This window comes from Roseovarius conchicola, assembly GCF_041403425.1.
GTDB classification, from domain to species: Bacteria; Pseudomonadota; Alphaproteobacteria; order Rhodobacterales; family Rhodobacteraceae; genus Roseovarius; species Roseovarius conchicola.
Map to the genome: position 1 here is coordinate 32935 of NZ_JBGEHK010000015.1, position 16885 is coordinate 49819.

General features: G+C 58.9%; 15 protein-coding genes. 10 read left to right on the forward strand and 5 right to left on the reverse strand.

The genetic code is table 11. The features are described 5' to 3' along the window. Positions 1–3 precede the first annotated feature (3 nt). From fdh3B to V6N02_RS21970, 7 genes are all read left to right on the forward strand, one after another. Positions 4–600 carry a formate dehydrogenase FDH3 subunit beta gene (fdh3B, locus tag V6N02_RS21940; RefSeq protein ID WP_371229723.1) on the forward strand — a complete coding sequence of 199 codons (597 nt, stop codon included), beginning with the start codon at positions 4–6 and terminating at the stop codon, positions 598–600. Between the two features lie 142 nt (positions 601–742). Further along, positions 743–1951, forward strand: coding sequence for a formate dehydrogenase subunit gamma (locus V6N02_RS21945; protein WP_371229726.1), 1209 nt, complete (start codon positions 743–745; stop codon positions 1949–1951). Positions 1952–1982: 31 nt separating this feature from the next. Next, on the forward strand, positions 1983–3221 hold the full coding sequence (locus V6N02_RS21950) for a c-type cytochrome (RefSeq protein ID WP_371229769.1): 1239 nt from the start codon (positions 1983–1985) through the stop codon (positions 3219–3221). A 5-nt stretch (positions 3222–3226) separates the two neighbouring features. After that, positions 3227–3352, forward strand: coding sequence for a hypothetical protein (locus V6N02_RS21955; RefSeq protein WP_371229729.1), 126 nt, complete (start codon positions 3227–3229; stop codon positions 3350–3352). Positions 3353–3366: 14 nt separating this feature from the next. Then, positions 3367–4728: a sigma-54-dependent transcriptional regulator gene (locus tag V6N02_RS21960; protein WP_371229732.1), complete on the forward strand. Its 1362-nt coding sequence runs from the start codon at positions 3367–3369 to the stop codon at positions 4726–4728. A gap of 9 nt (positions 4729–4737) precedes the next feature. Further along, on the forward strand, positions 4738–5016 hold the full coding sequence (locus V6N02_RS21965; RefSeq protein WP_371229735.1) for a type II toxin-antitoxin system CcdA family antitoxin: 279 nt from the start codon (positions 4738–4740) through the stop codon (positions 5014–5016). Then, positions 5016–5315, forward strand: a complete 300-nt coding sequence (locus V6N02_RS21970) for a CcdB family protein (RefSeq protein WP_371229738.1) — start codon at positions 5016–5018, stop codon at positions 5313–5315. Before V6N02_RS21965 ends, V6N02_RS21970 begins: the two co-directional genes overlap by 1 nt. Positions 5316–5409: 94 nt before the next feature. Here the strand turns inward: V6N02_RS21970 and V6N02_RS21975 are convergent, their stop codons facing one another. Further along, on the reverse strand, positions 5410–6288 hold the full coding sequence (locus V6N02_RS21975) for a lysophospholipid acyltransferase family protein (protein WP_371229741.1): 879 nt from the start codon (positions 6286–6288) through the stop codon (positions 5410–5412). 192 nt (positions 6289–6480) lie between these two features. Between V6N02_RS21975 and V6N02_RS21980 the strand changes: the two genes are divergently transcribed. Further along, on the forward strand, positions 6481–7407 hold the full coding sequence (locus V6N02_RS21980) for a bile acid:sodium symporter family protein (RefSeq protein ID WP_371229743.1): 927 nt from the start codon (positions 6481–6483) through the stop codon (positions 7405–7407). Positions 7408–7411: 4 nt separating this feature from the next. Here V6N02_RS21980 and V6N02_RS21985 read toward each other — a convergent pair whose 3' ends face one another. Together V6N02_RS21985 and V6N02_RS21990 are read right to left on the reverse strand one after the other, a co-directional pair. Beyond that, positions 7412–9382 carry a sensor histidine kinase gene (locus tag V6N02_RS21985; RefSeq protein ID WP_371229746.1) on the reverse strand — a complete coding sequence of 657 codons (1971 nt, stop codon included), beginning with the start codon at positions 9380–9382 and terminating at the stop codon, positions 7412–7414. A gap of 67 nt (positions 9383–9449) precedes the next feature. Next, positions 9450–10457, reverse strand: coding sequence for a replication initiation protein (locus V6N02_RS21990; RefSeq protein ID WP_371229749.1), 1008 nt, complete (start codon positions 10455–10457; stop codon positions 9450–9452). A gap of 648 nt (positions 10458–11105) precedes the next feature. Here V6N02_RS21990 and V6N02_RS21995 point away from each other — a divergent pair. Both V6N02_RS21995 and V6N02_RS22000 read left to right on the forward strand, forming a co-directional pair. Continuing rightward, complete coding sequence (locus V6N02_RS21995) at positions 11106–12308, forward strand: AAA family ATPase (protein ID WP_371229752.1); 1203 nt, start codon at positions 11106–11108, stop codon at positions 12306–12308. After that, a complete protein-coding gene (locus tag V6N02_RS22000) occupies positions 12305–13297 on the forward strand; it encodes a ParB/RepB/Spo0J family partition protein (RefSeq protein WP_371229755.1) in 993 nt (330 codons plus the stop codon). The genes V6N02_RS21995 and V6N02_RS22000 overlap by 4 nt, the downstream gene beginning before the upstream one ends. A gap of 79 nt (positions 13298–13376) precedes the next feature. Here the strand turns inward: V6N02_RS22000 and V6N02_RS22005 are convergent, their stop codons facing one another. Both V6N02_RS22005 and V6N02_RS22010 read right to left on the reverse strand, forming a co-directional pair. Continuing rightward, positions 13377–16451: an FG-GAP-like repeat-containing protein gene (locus V6N02_RS22005; protein ID WP_371229757.1), complete on the reverse strand. Its 3075-nt coding sequence runs from the start codon at positions 16449–16451 to the stop codon at positions 13377–13379. A gap of 53 nt (positions 16452–16504) precedes the next feature. Further along, on the reverse strand, positions 16505–16885 hold a 381-nt coding region (locus V6N02_RS22010; RefSeq protein WP_371229760.1), incomplete at its 5' end, for a hypothetical protein.

Genomic DNA, 16885 nt, shown 5'->3' on the forward strand with positions numbered 1-16885 from the left:
AAAATGGCAGCAAGAGCAAAATTTCTCTGTGACGCCGAGCGCTGCATCGAATGCAACGCTTGTGTAACGGCCTGTAAGAACGAGCATGAGGTGCCCTGGGGGATCAACCGCCGCCGCGTGGTGACGATCCAGGACGGTAAACCGGGCGAACGCTCGATTTCCGTGGCTTGTATGCATTGTTCGGATGCGCCTTGTATGGCGGTGTGCCCGGTCGACTGCTTCTATCAGAACGAAGAAGGCGTCGTCCTGCACTCCAAGGATCTGTGCATCGGTTGTGGTTATTGCTTCTACGCGTGCCCGTTTGGCGCGCCGCAATTCCCGCAGGCGGGCAACTTCGGATCCCGTGGCAAGATGGACAAATGTACCTTCTGCGCCGGTGGCCCCGAGGAGAACAACTCGACAGCCGAGTTCTCCAAATACGGCCGCAACCGGATTGCCGAGGGCAAATTGCCGATCTGTGCCGAGATGTGTTCCACCAAGGCCCTGCTGGCGGGGGATGGCGACGTGGTCGCCAACATCTACCGCGAGCGTGTGGTGGCCCGCGGCTTTGGCTCGGGCGCCTGGGGTTGGGGTACAGCCTACGACCAGAAAGGCGGCTAAGCCGTAAGATCAGGATGGGCGTGCCTTGTGCATGCCCATCTGCGGCCCGGCCCCCCTTTCAGGGCCGGGCTATCATCACTCATTCAAAGTGGCCAACGCCCGTAAGAGGCGTCTGGACCCGTCCAACAGACCGAGGTCACCCATGCGTGTAATTCTCTCGTTGATTCTGACATTGTTTCTGGCCGTTCCTTTGCCCATCGCGGCGCAAGAGGCCAATGGTGCTGATCGTGCCGCCACCGGTGGTGCACCAACGCTGGAAGACATCATGGCCCGCCAGCGGGGTGAAACCGTCGATGATGCCAACCGCCGTACGCGCACCGGCGATCCCGACAGCGCCGCCGCGATGAGCGAGCAACTGGGCACGCTTGGTGGTGCCTCTGACCCCGAACTGTGGCGCGCATTGCGCTTCAACTCGGCAGATATCAGCGTCTCCGCGGGCGGCGATGTGGCGAAGGTTCTGGTGCAGGATGGTGGCATGGCCTGGTATGAATTCCGCAAAGGCCCTCTGGCCAAGTATGGCGGTTGGTTGCTGCTTGGTACGCTGGCAGCTCTGGTTCTGTTCTACCTGCTGCGCGGCAAGATCAAGCTCGACGAAGAGAAAACCGGGCGCACCGTCACCCGCTTTCAGTTCATCGAACGCTTCGCCCACTGGCTTCTGGCGGGATCCTTCATCCTGCTGGGTATCACCGGATTACTGGTGAAATATGGCCGAGACTATATCGCACCCGTACTGGGCAATGAATTCAACGCGACATTGCTGCTGTGGTCCAAATACATCCACAACAACGTCGCCTGGGCCTTTATCCTGGGGCTGATCATGATTTTCTTCATGTGGGTCTGGCACAACATCCCCAACCGCACCGACATCACCTGGTTTGCACAGGCTGGCGGCATCGTTGGGAAAAAGCACCCGCCCGCCAAGAAATTCAACGCAGGTCAAAAGATCATCTTCTGGTCCTGTATCCTGCTGGGCGGATCGATCGCCGTTTCGGGCGTCTCGATGCTGTTCCCGTTCGAGTTGCCGCTGTTTGCCAAGACATTCTCGGTGCTCAACAGCATGGGTATTCCCGGTCTGCTGGGCATGGCGGACTTCCCCACAGCCCTCGCCCCGCAAGAGGAAATGGCCTTCGCCTCGGCCTGGCATGCGATTGTCAGCTTCGTGCTGATGGCGATCATCATCGCGCATATCTATATCGGCTCGGTCGGTATGGAAGGGGCCTATGATGCCATGGGCACGGGCGAGGTGGACGAGGCCTGGGCGCATCAGCACCACTCGATCTGGCTGGACGAGGTGAAATCCGCCAAGGGCGAGGCGGCCCCGCCATCGAAATCGGCAACCCCGGCGGAGTAGCTCCTTGCTCCGTGTGGTTTTGTTTCTGGCGATGTTCTGTGCCGGGCCACTGGCCGCGCAGGACTTCACCACGCTCAAAGGGCATGGTGGCCCGATCATGGGTCTGGACGTGTCGCCCGACGGACAGGTGGCGACGGCCAGCTTTGACAATTCCGTCGGGCTCTGGACAGGTCGCGACCCTGAATGGCTGGAGGGCCATGACGCGGCGGTGACTGCGCTGGCCTTTGGTCCGGACGGACAGCTTTATTCGGGTGGCGATGATTTCGCTTTGCGCGTGTGGGGCGAAGCCCCGCGCGTTCTGGGCCAGCACAAGGGCAAGATTGCCTCAATTGCAGTTTCGCCAGATGGCACACACGTCGCGACAGGCAGCTGGGATGGGTCGATCCGGTTATGGAGCAACGACAGCTTTACCGAACTGCCCTATCCCGGCGCAGGTGTGAATGCCGTGGCGTTTGACCCGTCGGGCGAGGCCCTGATCGCAGCCACCTCGAAAGGCGTGTTGTGGCGCTATGACCTGGCGGGCGGATCGCCATTGCCACTGGTCAAACACGGGTTCGGGATCAATCAGGTCATCGCCGGGGACGGTTGGGTGGCCTATGGGGCTGTCGATGGTGGCACCCGGGTTGTCGATGCCGTCTCGGGCGAAGAGCTGGCGGATTTCACGCTGGAGCGCCGCCCCATTCTGGCGATGGACTATCACCCGCAGACCAACCAGATCGCTGTCGGGGACGGGCATGGCTATATCATGATGCTCGATTCCAAAGACTGGAAGATCACCCGCGATTTCCGCGCCACACGGGCAGGGCCGGTCTGGGCGCTGGCCTTCTCAGGCGACGGAACGACAATCTATGCCGGTGGTCTGGATGACGTCGCCTATGCCTGGCCCGTGGCCCTTCTGGGCGAATTTGATCCCGGCATTGATGGTGAACGGTCTTTCCTGCGCGATGCTGAGGATATGCCCAATGGCGAGCGGCAATTCATGCGCAAATGTTCGATCTGTCACGCGCTCGAGGCAGGCCCCTCGCGCAAGGCGGGACCAACCTTGCACGGTGTCTTTGGCCGCCCGGCGGGCGACGTTCCGGGATATCCTTATTCGGACATCCTGGCCAAATCTGATATCATCTGGTCGGATGACACCATTGATGCGCTGTTTGACGAAGGGCCGGACCACTATATTCCCGGCTCCAAAATGCCAATGCAGGTGATCGCCGACCCGGCCGACCGGGTTGACCTGATCGCCTTTCTCAAAGAAACCACTTCGGGGGAGTAAGACTCATGAAAGCTATGTTTGTCGGATTTGCCGCCATTGCCGTAATCGCCGTCGTGGCCTGGTACGGGCTGGGAGAGGCTGGTTTTTCCGCAGCAGAGGTGTTTTCCAACGACAATGTACGACTTGACTGAGGAAACAGCCGGTGATGAGCCAGCCGCTACGCAATCCCAAGCCGGAGAATCCAGCCGAATATGAAGGCATGCTGTCCGGTGCCTCGGTTCTGGTTGTCGATGACGAACCGGGCATGCGGCATTTCCTGTCCAAGACGCTGACCCCGCGTGTAAAGCGACTGGAAGAGGCCGCGTCCCCCGCCGAGGCGTCGAAACTTCTGGATGTGGCCCATTTCGACCTTGTGATCCTCGACAATATCATGCCGGGCACCACCGGGCTGGACTGGGTGGTGGAACAGCGACGCAAGGGCTTTTTCGCTGATGTCATCATGATCACGGCCTATGCCGATCTGGAAACGGCAATTACCGCGCTGCGCGCCGGGGTCAGTGATTTCGTCCTGAAACCTTTTCGCGCCAATCAGATTCTCGGGGCCATGGCGCGCGCGCTGGATCGCAAATACCTGCGCCGCGATAACACATTGCTGTTGCGCGAACTGACTGGCGAAGATGCCAGGGGGCCTCTGCTGGGCACATCATTGCCTTTGCAAAAAGTGCGTGAATTGATCGCCAAGCTGGCCCCGCTGCAAACCTCGGTTCTCCTGACCGGCGCCAGCGGCACCGGCAAGGAACTGGCTGCGCGGCATCTGCACAAGGTCTCGACCAGATCAGAAAAGCCATTCGTCGCGATCAATTGCGCGGCCATTGCCCCGGATCAGATCGTCTCTGAACTGTTTGGAGAGGTCCATCATGGCGATCAGGTCAAGCCCGGGCTGCTGCTTCTGGCCGATGGCGGCACGTTGTTTCTGGATGAGGTCGCGCAGATGTCAGACGCACTTCAGGCGGCGTTATTGCGCGTTTTGGAGGACATGAAGCTGCGCCCGGTCGGAGCCGAACGGGAAATTCCGCTAAACCTGCGCTTCCTCTTTGCCACCAATGCCGATCTTGAAGCCGCCGTGGCCGCGGGCCAGTTCCGCGCCGATCTCTATCACCGCATGAATGTCATGTCGCTTGAGATGCCGCTGTTGAAAGATCGCTCAGAAGATATTGTCGAACTTGCCTCGCATTTCATGGCGCAGTTTTCGCAACGCCTCGGGCTGCCTGCACTGGAACTGAACGAGGAAACGCTGCTGAAAATGCGCCGTTATGATTGGCCCGGCAATGTGCGCGAGCTGCGCAACCTGATCGAACGCTCCGTCATCCTCGGTGCCTTCCCCGAGGAATTCGCCGGGCAGGGCGGGATGACCGGGGAACAGGCTATCGAAAACCTCGATCTGGTGGCACAACGGCACATTCTGCATATCCTCGATCTGTGCGGCGGTAACCGGGCCGAAGCGGCACGGCGACTGGGCGTGTCACGCAAGACGATTGATCGGAAAATCGTATCCTGGTCTGAATAGCATAGGTTTATGCGCATATTTGACGCGCATGATCAGGCGCATTATATTGAGCCTATGCCACACGCACAGACCCGCAAACCCACCAACCTGTCGCTGGATCACAGCCTGCTCAGCGATGCCCGTGCGCTCAAGATCAACCTGTCGCGCGCAGCCGAACATGGCATCCGTCAGGCCATCGCTGAAACACGCGCGGCCCAGTGGAGGGTTGAAAATGCCGAGGCGCTGGAGGCGTCAAACCGCTTTGCCGAGCAACACGGGCTTCCCCTGTCGCATCTGCGTCAGTTCTGATGGCCAAATATGACGTCCATGCCTTTCCCTCGGGCGACGGACTGCTGTTGGATGTGCAGGCCGAGTTGCTGGATCACCTGATCACCCGGGTCGTCGTACCCTTGCTGCCAAAAGCGACAGCCCCGCAGCCAGCGGCCCGCCTGAACCCTGTCTTTGAGATCAACGGTGAGGCGTATGTGATGGTGCCTCAGTTCCTGGCCGCCGTTCCCCGATCAGCCTTGGGCGACGTGGTCAGCAATCTGGAACCCGAATTCGCCCAGATCACAGCCGCGCTGGACATGGTATTTCAGGGCTTTTGATGCTACTTATTTAACATAATCTTCATTACGCGCAAAACTGCTTCATTGGAAATATACCGAGTCAGAAAACCGGCCCCTTGCGTTGATCACCCACTCACGTTGGCCGATAAAGACCCGGCACCAGACCTTCAGCAAGGTCTTTCAATATCTCAGGGGCTGTTCCGGGGGGCTGTATGGGGCCGTAATGGACGTGATAGCTGCCGCCAAGCTTTGCGATCAACTCGGACACATAGCGCAATGACGCGACCTTGCGGCCGAACTCGTCATTGCCCCCGCTCAGGAACCCCGCCAACCTTCTGGTCCGATAGTAATGGCGCGAATTACGCATGTCGGCGGAGGCCGGAACAATCGGGGCATCGCACGCCGCAGAGGTATGAGTGACGCCGGTGCGCCATGGAGGTTCAACCAGCAACCCATCTTTCATACCCGGCACACGGCCCGCGCCAAAAACCAGCAGCGCGCCTTGGTTCTCCAGATGCGCCATCATTCCCGCACGGGTCTGCCGCGCGGACAGCACCTTGTCCTTGCGGTCGAAATCCACGGCGATGATCCGGTCGGCCCCCAAAAAGCGCTCGGTCTCGCGGCCGGCAACAACCTTGAGGTCCGGGCGATGATCCAGAAGAGCCCCGGCATGGGCGATAAAATCAAACGTGCCAATCGGATGGGTCGAACCAATAACCACAGCGCCCACTGCGGGGATGTTCTCCAGCCCATGCGGTATGATTTGCGTCCCTCCGTTCATGGCCAGCAAGGCCCGGATGAGGTCGGGGCCGGTTCTGCCGTCAAGTTCGATCAGGATTTGTTCGGTTTCGCGCAGGGCGAAAAACGGCTGCCGCGTGAAGGCGCGGTTCAGCATATCCACCGCTTCCATCAGCCACCGCAATACCTTCAGCCGCCGGTCGGCCCCTTCCGGGATACGCAACCGCGCGCGCAGAAGGTCGTCCAGGGGATTGTCTTTCTTGTGCCTGCCCAAAATCTGCCTGCAATCCGGTTTTACTGTTATGTGCAGGCTAACATGCCATTTGGCGATCTGCACCTGTGCACCCCGTGTCTGTTAGTTTTCATGGACTAAACACGCAAGCTGCATCACATTCACTGCAGGGATCCGGGGTGGCGATGAAAAGGCCCGCATACCGGTGGATCAACCAGAAGAAACGGGGACCAGATGAGCACCACAGCAGCCGGAGAAATTGATGCTGTGATCCTGAACTTCTCGCCCGGCAGCCTGAATGTTCTGAACCTCGTTCTTGCGGTGGTGATGTTTTCCATCGCATTGGAACTGAAACCGAGTGACTTCAAACGCCTCGCCCAGGAACCTAAAGCACTGATAACAGGCGTTTTTTCTCAATTTCTTCTGTTGCCAGCCCTGACCTTCTGTCTTGTTCTGTTGACCAAACCACAGCCCTCGATTGCGCTGGGGCTGATCCTTGTTTCGGCCTGCCCGGGCGGCAACATTTCGAACTTCATCACCTATCGCGCCGGGGGCAATGCCGCACTGTCCGTGTCTCTGACCGCCTTTTCCACCGTGGCAGCGATCTTCCTGACACCCGCCAACATCGCCTTTTGGGGAAGCCTTTACGGCCCCACCCGCGAGATACTGCAACAAACCGCGATTGATCCGGTATCTGTGGCGATCACTGTAGGGCTTATGCTGGTGCTGCCGCTGTGCCTTGGCATGATGTTGAACGTGACGCGGCCGGATATCACGGCGCGTCTGCGCACGCCCTTACAATATGTGTCGATGGGCATTTTCATCGCGTTTGTCGTGCTGGCACTTGCCGCCAACTGGGGGCTTTTCCTGCAATACGCCACGGCGGTGGCGGCCCTGGTCCTGATGCACAATGCTTTGGCCCTGGCCACGGGGTATGCCACCGCCACGCTTGCCGGACTTTCCCCCTTTGATCGCCGGGCCATCACGATCGAGACCGGCATTCAGAATTCCGGCCTCGGACTGATCCTGATCTTCGGGTTTTTTGACGGGCTGGGTGGCATGGCCGTGGTGGCGGCCTTCTGGGGCATGTGGCACATCCTGTCCGGCATATCATTGGCCGGGCTGATGGCCCGCACGACGGCTCCAAGATACAGCACCTGAAAGGCTACTGCGCCGCCATCGAGTTTGCCGCGGCCTCAGGAAGCCAGACCGTGAATTCAGCCCCACCTTCCTTGCGGTTGCGGGCCGAGATCAACCCCCCTGCCCTTTGCACCAAAGCTTGCGAGATCGACAAGCCCAACCCGGTGCCTTCGGCCTGTTTCGTGGTGTAGAACGGATCAAAAACCGAACCCAGCTTGTCCGCCGGAATACCCGGCCCGGTATCGGCCAAGATCAGGCTCGCTCCGGCCACCCCTTCGCGAGTTTCCGGTGTCAGCCTCAGGGTCAATTCGCCCTTATGTTCCATCGCCTGCACTGCGTTCATGATCAGGTTGATCACAACCTGCTGCAGCTCACCGGGATCGGCACGCACCACTGGAACCTCTTCCAAAGTGGTCTGCACCGTCACCTGCCCTTTCGTCAGCACGTGATCCACCAGAACAAGGCAGTCTTCGATCACCGAGGCCAGCGGCACACGCTCGTCATAATCCGAGTATTCACTGGGCCGGGCGAATTTCAGCAACTTCCCGACAATGGCCTGAATGCGCATGACCTGACGATCAACCAGGTTCAACTCGGTCTCGACCTGTGCGGCCCCCTGCCCCAGACTTTCGCGGATGACATCGACATTGCCCTGGATCACCGCCACCGGGTTGTTGATCTCGTGGGCAACGCCTGCCGTGATCTCGCCGATCGAGGCCAGTTTCTCGCTCATAACAAGCTGGCGATAGGTTTCTTCCAGCTTTTCATTCGCGGTGCGCAATTCAGCGGTACGCTGATCCACGCGCAGGTTAAGCTCATCGGCATAAGCGCGCAGTTTACGGTCGCGATCCTGCACCTGATCCAACAGATCATCCAGATGCGAGGCCACCTGACCAATCTCATCGCGGCGCCGCACATTGCCATTGCGGGCCGAGAAATCCCCCTGCCCCACTTTGCGCATGGTCTGGGTCATGCCCTCCAGCGGTGCAAAAACACCCCGTGCCATCCACAGGAACACCGGCACCGAAAGCAGAAGCACACCGGCAAAGGCCGCCACCATCCACCAAACCGCCGCGTTCTTGGCCGCGGTAAACGGCGCCTCGACGAACCCGACATACAGCATGCCGACACGTTCCCCAAAGCTGTCTTCAATCGGCAGATAACCCGAGATGTACCAATCATTGACCACGAAGGCCCGATCGAGCCATGTCTGCCCTTCGTCCAGCACAGCACCACGCACAGCAGCCGAAACACGGGTGCCCAAGGCGCGCACATCCTCAAAAAGCCGCACATTGGTCGAGACCCGCACATCATCGAGGAACAGCGTGGCAGTACCCTGCAATTCGCCACCCGTGACCGCGTTCAGATAAACCAGCGCGTTGATTGTGTCGATGAAGTTAAGGTTGCGGTTCAGCAGGATACCCCCCACCAACACACCAGAATGGCCTGCCATCTGCACCGGGCTGGCCGAATGCACGACCATACCGCGATCTTCGACAACCCGGTCGGTGGGCACCGCAGCCTCGGTGTCGATCAGATCGATGCGCGCCCGATCAGCCAACCCCACGTCCAGCCCGCGCAGCTTATCGCTCGAAAAGATATCAATGCGGGTGGCAGAGTCCCCGTTCACACCGGTATCGATCACCGGCCAGCGCCGGGCCGCGTCCGCTGATGCGTCCGTCGGCAGGTAATAGAGGAAATCCAGATCAAGTTCGGCCCGTTTACGGGCAAAAAAGGCGTTTTGCGTGGCCTCGGGCAAGTCAAGCACACCGGCGAAATCAACGGATTCGGCAACACCGTTCAGATCGTCCCCGGTCTGTACCATGATCCGGGCAAGATATTGCTCGGCGATGCGCAGATCACTTTCCACCTTGGCGATCAGCAACTCGTCATAATCCGCGGTCCAGCGCATCATGCCCAGGATCAGCAACAGCGGCAGCAACAGCACCAGAGGCGCCAAAGCCAGAACCAGCAATCTAAGGCGAACAGAGGTCACGACCACGTTCCTTTCAAGGGTAGATAGAGCACCCTACCCCCAAAAACCGAAACAGCGCAAATGCGTCCTAGATCGGGTTTTTCTCGGCATAACTGCGGAAAAAGGCGAGATAGGCGCGGTCCGGGTCGCGGGCGGCCTCTTTGCCTGCCGCCCAACTGCGCCACTCGCCCTCAACATGATAAATGTCATAGCCCGGATGCCGCAGCCGCGCGGTTTCATAAGTCTCAGTACGCAAGGCCGCGCTTTTGTTTTCCAACCAGGCGGGGCGCGGTTTCAGATCATCGACAGCACCATCCATCCGCGCCTTGCGGCCCACCTTGGAGAACGTCAATTCGCGCTCGGCCTCGGCCTGCTTGTTGCCATCCTTGCGCCACCAGCGCAGCTCGATATGGGTCACGCGCCGCCCGGTCTTCAGCGGGTGCACCTCGACCATGTATTCCGACAGCGCGCTCACCTCGCTGACCGCCGGATCAATCGCGCGCAGTTTCAGATTGGACCACGAGGTCAACTTACCCTTGGGCACGCCAAGGATGCCGCGCAAATCCCCCAGTGAAAACTTCTCGGATGAGCGATAGCGCAGATTGCCGCGTTTCTGGATCATCTCGTAGAGAGTCAGCGCGTATTTTGAGCTGAGCGCGAACATCACCTCGCGCTGCAGGCGGGCAAAGACAGTGCTGTCCTTGATGATCCGGCGCAGGCGCGACGGGATCTCGTATTCCAGAATGCCATCGCGGCGCGTCGTCTCGATGTTCCCGCCCAAAAGCTGCACCCGCTCGATCGCATCTTCGCCCTCATGGGTCACCTTCACTTTGACAATCGCCGACATCAACCGCTCGATCGACTCCCCTACCCTATCGTTGGAATTGTGCGATCCGCGCAGATCAGCTTTCGAGATTACATGGGTCACGGGCCGCTCGATCACGTCCCACGCGTTTTCCAGCAGTTGGTTGTAAATGCGCCGATCCATCAAGGTCAGCGGCGTGACCTCGACAAGGTCCACCAGCTCGCCCGGTTTCACCAGGCTCTCGGCATTTGGCCGCGCATCAATGGTGCGATATGATTTGCCTGTCTTCATCGCCCGTGCTCATCTCTGGCCTGTTTTCTCTTACATTTTTTGGCCATTCTGATGTAAGTTTAGCAGCAAATCGCCAGCCCGTCTATCTGGCGGGTGGCACCCAAAAAGTAAGCCAAGCCGAATCGGGCTCTCGCTGCTACCCAACCAAGAGCCCGAAAATATGAGCGAAAATCAAGCCTGTTTAGACTCTAATACACGCACCCAAGAAGTAAGCCTTCGGGTACACCCGATCCGTAAGCTTTCACGCCCGATCTGTAAGCCGAATGCTCCCAATATGTAGGTAATGACGTCCCAGGATGTAATTATGGATCGAATTTTTATAATGATATTAGCACATTAGCGCACTAGAACAGAGAACATTAGGAATCTAGAACCATTGGTTTTTTAGATTTGTTTTTTGGGTTTAAGACGAGTTTCGCAAGCGTTTCAACCAAACAGCCCCCCTTTCACGCTTCTCGCAAGGACAAGTTCGCATAAGCAAGGCAGTTTCCAGCCCAAACCATGCCTGGAAAGATCCAAGGTTCAGCGATATCGGAAGATGTCACGGATTTCCGACATTTTTGAGTTTCTCAGAAAATATTCACACTTGAGTCGAGGGGCATCACAGTCCATGATTCGGAGAAAACCCCAGAGGATACGAGCACCCAGATGGAGCAATCTGCCCTTCCCCCCGTCACGCTAGACGAATTGGAGAACCTTTCCAACCGAGCCAACACGGTGATTTCCCGGCTGCGTGACCGGCTTTATGCCCCCGGCAGCGAGAAAAAACTGGAACTGAGGTTCAATGTTCGCGCCGCCGGCGACATGGTCGGACGCAGCGACAAGCTGATCCGCGATGCCGAGGCGGATGGTCGTCTGCCCGCCCCCCAGAAAGACCCGGTGTCAGGACGGCGCACCGGATATAGCCTGGCGGATCTGAACCGGATGCGCACCGTGTTCGGCACCCTGCCCCACCGTGCGGAAAGTGATCCGGCGATGGTGCTGGCGATCCAGAATTTCAAAGGGGGCGTCGGAAAGTCCACCCTTGTTTGCCATCTCGCTCAGTTTCTGGCGCTCAAAGGCTACCGCGTCTGCGTGATTGATTGCGACAGTCAGGCCAGCACCACCTCAATGTTCGGCCTGAACCCGGATGTGGATGTCGACGAAGAGGAAGACACGCTCTACCCGTTTTTCCGCCACGGTGGCCCGCAGGACCTGTCTTATGCGTTACGCGCCACCTATTGGCCCAACATCGCGCTGATCCCTGCCAATCTGGGTCTCTATGATGCAGAATATGAGTTCGCCGCGCGTATGGCGCGTGATCAGGTCTTTGTGCTGGACCGGCTTCGCGGCGGATTAGAGACGATCAAGGACCGGTTTGACGTCATCTTGCTGGACCCGCCCCCTGCCCTTGGGATGCTGTCCCTATCGGTGCTGCGTGCCGCCGAAGCGTTGATCATCCCTGCCCCGCCCAACAATATCGACTTTGGCTCGACCGCGCATTTCCTCAAGATGCTGGGCGCCACGCTCAGCCAGCTGGCCCAGATGGGCGGCGCGCGCGATTACGCTTTTGTTAAGATTCTCGCCACGAAGATGAACGACAATAAATCGGCGCATATGGCGATCAAGCGGATGATGGATGCGGTATTTCCTTTGGACATGATGCAATCGGTGCTGAAAGACAGCGCCGAGATCGACAATGCCACCGCCAACCTGAGCACGGTGTACGAGTTGACCGGAGCCGCCGCACGTACCGAAACCCATAAACGCTGCCGCGCCTACCTCGACGCCATTGGGCGCGAAACCGAACTGCTGATCCGAAAAACCTGGCCCAGCCACCATGCGGGCCTGCGCCGTGAGGGACTGCTATGACACGCAAACATGATGCTATTCTTGACGATGTTCTGAGCGGGCTTGATGCCCCTGCCCCGGATGCGGCCGATCGGGCCAGTGCACGGTTCCTCAAACGCTCGACCACCATCGGCGATCGTCTGTCGGGTGAGTTGGAGGAAAAGACGCTGCATTGGGTCGACCCCGCAGCCTGTCGCATGTGGGATCGCCACAACCGCGACTACGCCCTGCTGACCGAGGATAATTGCCGCGACCTGATTGATGGTATCCGCTCGCAGGGACGGCAGGAGTTTCCGGCCATCGTGCGCCCTTCATCCGATCCGGATTATGAATACGAGGTGATTTGCGGCGCGCGCAGACACTTTGCTGTGTCCTGGCTCAGGGCAAACAATTACGGCCAATTCAAATACCTGATCGAGCTGCGTGATCTGAGTGATGAAGAGGCGTTTCGCCTTGCCGATATCGAGAACCGGGATCGCGAGGATATCTCGGATTACGAACGTGCGATTGATTATGCCGACGCGGTGGAGCGCTATTACGGTGGCAAGCAGAAGGCGATGGCACAGCGTCTTGAGGTGAGCCAGCCCTGGCTTTCGCGCTACCTGCAATTGGCCAAGCTGCCTGAAGTGATCGTCGATGCGTTCCCGTCTGTGCGCGATCTGCGGGAACGTAACGCGCGCGAGCTAAAGCCGCTTTTGGCCGCAACAGAGTCTTCCAAACCGCTTCTGCAAGAAGCTGCAGCGATCAAGCGCGAACAGGAACAGGCGCGGGCGGGCCGGGGCAGTTTTGTCGATGCGGTGGCTGTGATGCGTCGTCTGACCCGGGCTGCAAAGCCTGCGTCCGCAGCTCCTGTGAACCCAGCGCAGGTCTATCGGCGCGGCGCGGGCGAGGCCGGGATTTCCGTGCGCCGCAGAGGCCGCAAGGTGGTGATGGAGTTTGAAGATGCGCTGAGCCGCGACTCGCTTGAGGCGGCATTCAAAGCCTATCTGAAAGATCGTTTTTCGAACTGACAAACAAGAATTGCCCGTGGGCAATTTCCCGATTTATCCGGCCATCTGACGAAAAGTTGCCCGTGGGCAATTTTGGGATTTACTGACGCGTCACGCGGTAAAGCGCGCCAGCGGGCAGGGGTCCGTCAATCACGGTCTCGGCCCCATCAGGCCAGCGGATGATTGCGCGTGTCGCCTCGGCCAGGTCGCCTAAGCCGAACTGGGCGCGGGGGGCGTCGAAGGACATGAACCCGCCGCCCAGTTGCAGCTCACGGCTTTGGCGGCGGCCGGTGGTATCTTCCAGCGTGATCAGCGCCCCGATGGCATCCCGGTTTCCCGTATCATCGCGTAATTCAAAACCAAGACGCTGGTTTTGTGATGTGTTCAGAAACATCACCAGCGGGCCGTTCACCGGATGGGTGACCATGTCTGCATCGCCGTCGTTGTCAGCATCGAACGCTGTGGCGGAAGCGGTCATCAGATAGTCTTCAAGACCCTCAGGACCCGAGGCCTCGGTAAAGGTGCCATCGCCATTGTTGCGAAAGTAAAGGTTGGAGGGTGAGACTTCGTTCGGGACCCATGTGCCGTTGACGATGTAGACATCCAGATCGCCATCCAGATCGAAATCCTCCAGCTTGGTGTCCCAGCTCCAGCCCCCCACATCCAGACCGATATCCTCAGCCGTGTCGGAATAGGCCTCGCCCTGCCAGTCCAGCAGCACGTTCGAGCGCAGGATTTGCGGATGGGTCAATTCGATCTCGGCGGCGGTGGGTTCGCGCACTGGCAGGAAATGCAGCTTACAATAGGCGCGGGGGATATCCTGACCCTGCGGGATCAGTTTGCACAGACCCGGGTCGCGCTTTTGAATGGCCAGGTCTTTGACCAGCATCGCGCGACACTCATCACGGTTACGGCCCTCCAGTTCCTGGCATTCACTGGCGTAGGTGGGATCGAAGCTGTTGCCAGAGCGATACCATGTCTTGATCTCCATGTTGGTCTCGCAAATGGCCTTGGCCTGCGCGTTTGCGATGCCATCGCAATAGAGGTCGAGGTCCTGCATTTTCAGCACTTCGGCGATCCCGGATGAGCGCCCGGCGATCTGCGCCAGGTAAATCTCTGGTGTGCCGTCATTCTGCAAATCCCCGGTCTTGATCGCCATCGTGGTGGTTGTGGTGTGCGGGATCAGCCCGCTGGCGTGGTCGACCATGGCAAACTCGCCAGCACCATCGCCCATGTAGAAATAGTCGGGAATGTCGAAATCATTACCGACGATCAGGTCCTGTGCGCCGTCGCGATCCATATCGGAAAACAGGATCGACAGCGTTTCGCCTGGAATGCCCGGCAGATCGGCAAAGCGCGCGCCCAGATCGGTGCCATCATTCCACAGGATACGATTGCGCGATTCCTCGCCGGGAATGCGGCGGTACCAGCCCGCGGCCCAGTTTCCTAAGGCGACGTCCAGAAAGCCGTTGCCATCGGCATCCCCAAAAGTAAGAGCAAGGCTCAGCACCGCATCGGCACGGTTGGGGACGGGCAGGGGGGGCTGGGTCCCGAAGGCGCCCTCCACATTCTTCCAGATCCAGTTGCCCTGCAGGTAGGTCGCTATGAACAAATCCTGCCAGCCGTCATTGTCCAGATCGACCAGTGCGGCGTTGAAGACATGCATATCGGCCAGCGGCCCCAGATCGACATCGAGGCGGGCGAACTGTCCGGTCCCGTCATTGGCATAGAGGTACAGCCCTTCCTCGGTTGAGGCGACGACCAGATCGAGGTCTCCGTCGCGATCCAGATCACCGGTACTGAGCGAGCGGCCTTCCCAAAAAGGCGGCCACATGTCGCGAAAGGAAAACTCCAGCGGTTTGTCGATCCCGGCTTCCATGGCCTCGGAGCGGATAAAACCGGTTTCTGCAGCGGGCGAGGGGGGTGCATAGGGCACCGCTAACACTGTGATTTGGCTGGAATCGTCACTGATAACAGACCACGGGTCGGCTCCGGCTGCCATCGCGGCACCCCATGGAACAGGCGTGGGCGCCTGCGCGTCCTGCAACAGCATCTCAAGCGCTCGCTCGGTCTGCCAGCGATGGTAATACTCGGCCGCGCCGCCTGCGGCTGCGCCCAGAACGGCAACGCACAGGCTGAGCATCCAGGCGGCGCGAAGACCGACGGATTGCGCGATAATCATGAAGGAATAGACACTGAATGTGCCCAGGGTGAACAGCAGCACCATGACATAGCCGTGGGCCAGACCAAGGCCCAGCAATGCACCCGTCATCACCACGTCAAAGGCGATGGGCACAGGTAGCAGAACACCCACAAGTGCAATCACAATCAGCGCCCAGACTGAGAAAGGCAGACCCAGGATCAGATCCTGGGGCAGCAGGGTGGCAACCACGGCCCCGATGAACCCGGCAAGCAGCATAAGGGGCACCGTCAGCATGATGATGAACCACAAATTCCGCATAAAGGCGGCTGTAACGCCGCTCAGGGAGCGCAGGAAGCTTTCCGGCTGGTCGGGTGCCGGATTGAGCTCAGAGGCGCTCCACGGCGTTGCTACGGGTGTCTCGGGCTCTATTTCGCGAGTATCGAGCATGCGGCAGATCAATGGCACCAGCACAAGGATGATCAGCAGGCTCAATCCGACCTTCATCAGCGCCATATACATCGGCAGCAGGGAAAACAGCATGGTCAGCACCACGATGTTCAGCGTGGGCGAGGCGATCATGGCGCTGAGCGTGGTTTCAGCCCGCATTCCGGCCGAATACATTCCCTTGGCAATCGGGGCCGCGCAGTTCACGCAGACACCCAATGGTGCGCCGATCACCATGCCGAGCGCGGAATTGGCAAAACCACCCTGAAAACTGCGGCGTCGCACGTAAGAAGCGAGGGTCAGAAAGGCCGCTGCAAACAGGACACCGAATGTCATGCCTTTCTTGTTGGTGTTGACCCAGTTCAGGGTCGACCAAAAGATCCGTTCAAGCACACCCATGTCATCGGTCAGCGGAAAGATCGCTTCGAAGCTCAATGAATCTTCCAGCTGAATCGCCCCGGACATCATCGCCTTTTCATCAAGTGCGGGATAACGTGAACCGGTCCAGAACAGATAGGTCAGCACGATGATGATCAGCGTCGCCAGAAAGAACCGTTTTTGATAGGGAACAGCGATCAGATCTGCCATGCTTGGTCCTTTCCAATCAGCGCCGCCGATACAGGTTTTCCTTGATGCACGCCTCAGGAGGCCAGAAACCTCCGGGCCGCTTCGGGCATGGAGCCGTAATACACAATATCGTTGATTTCAGGGCGGTGGTAACGTCTGTTGCGCAATTTCTCGTATTCAGTGTCAAAATCTTTATACGGATGGTCGCGCAGATTCACGTTGGTTGCAACACCGCCGTGGATCTGGTGAAAAACACCTTCGCCCAAAAGCACAATGAAAGCTGTATCCGGCAAATCCGCAGCCCGGACAATGAAATCGTGATTTACCAGCCCGCCCCCGGGGCTCTGGAAGGCCGGGTCATAGCCCTGCAACTGATCGAACATGACGCGGGGCAGAGCCACCCAGCTGCATTCCGCGGGGAAACCGCCCAAAAATCCCGGGAGTGAGGACTGCGC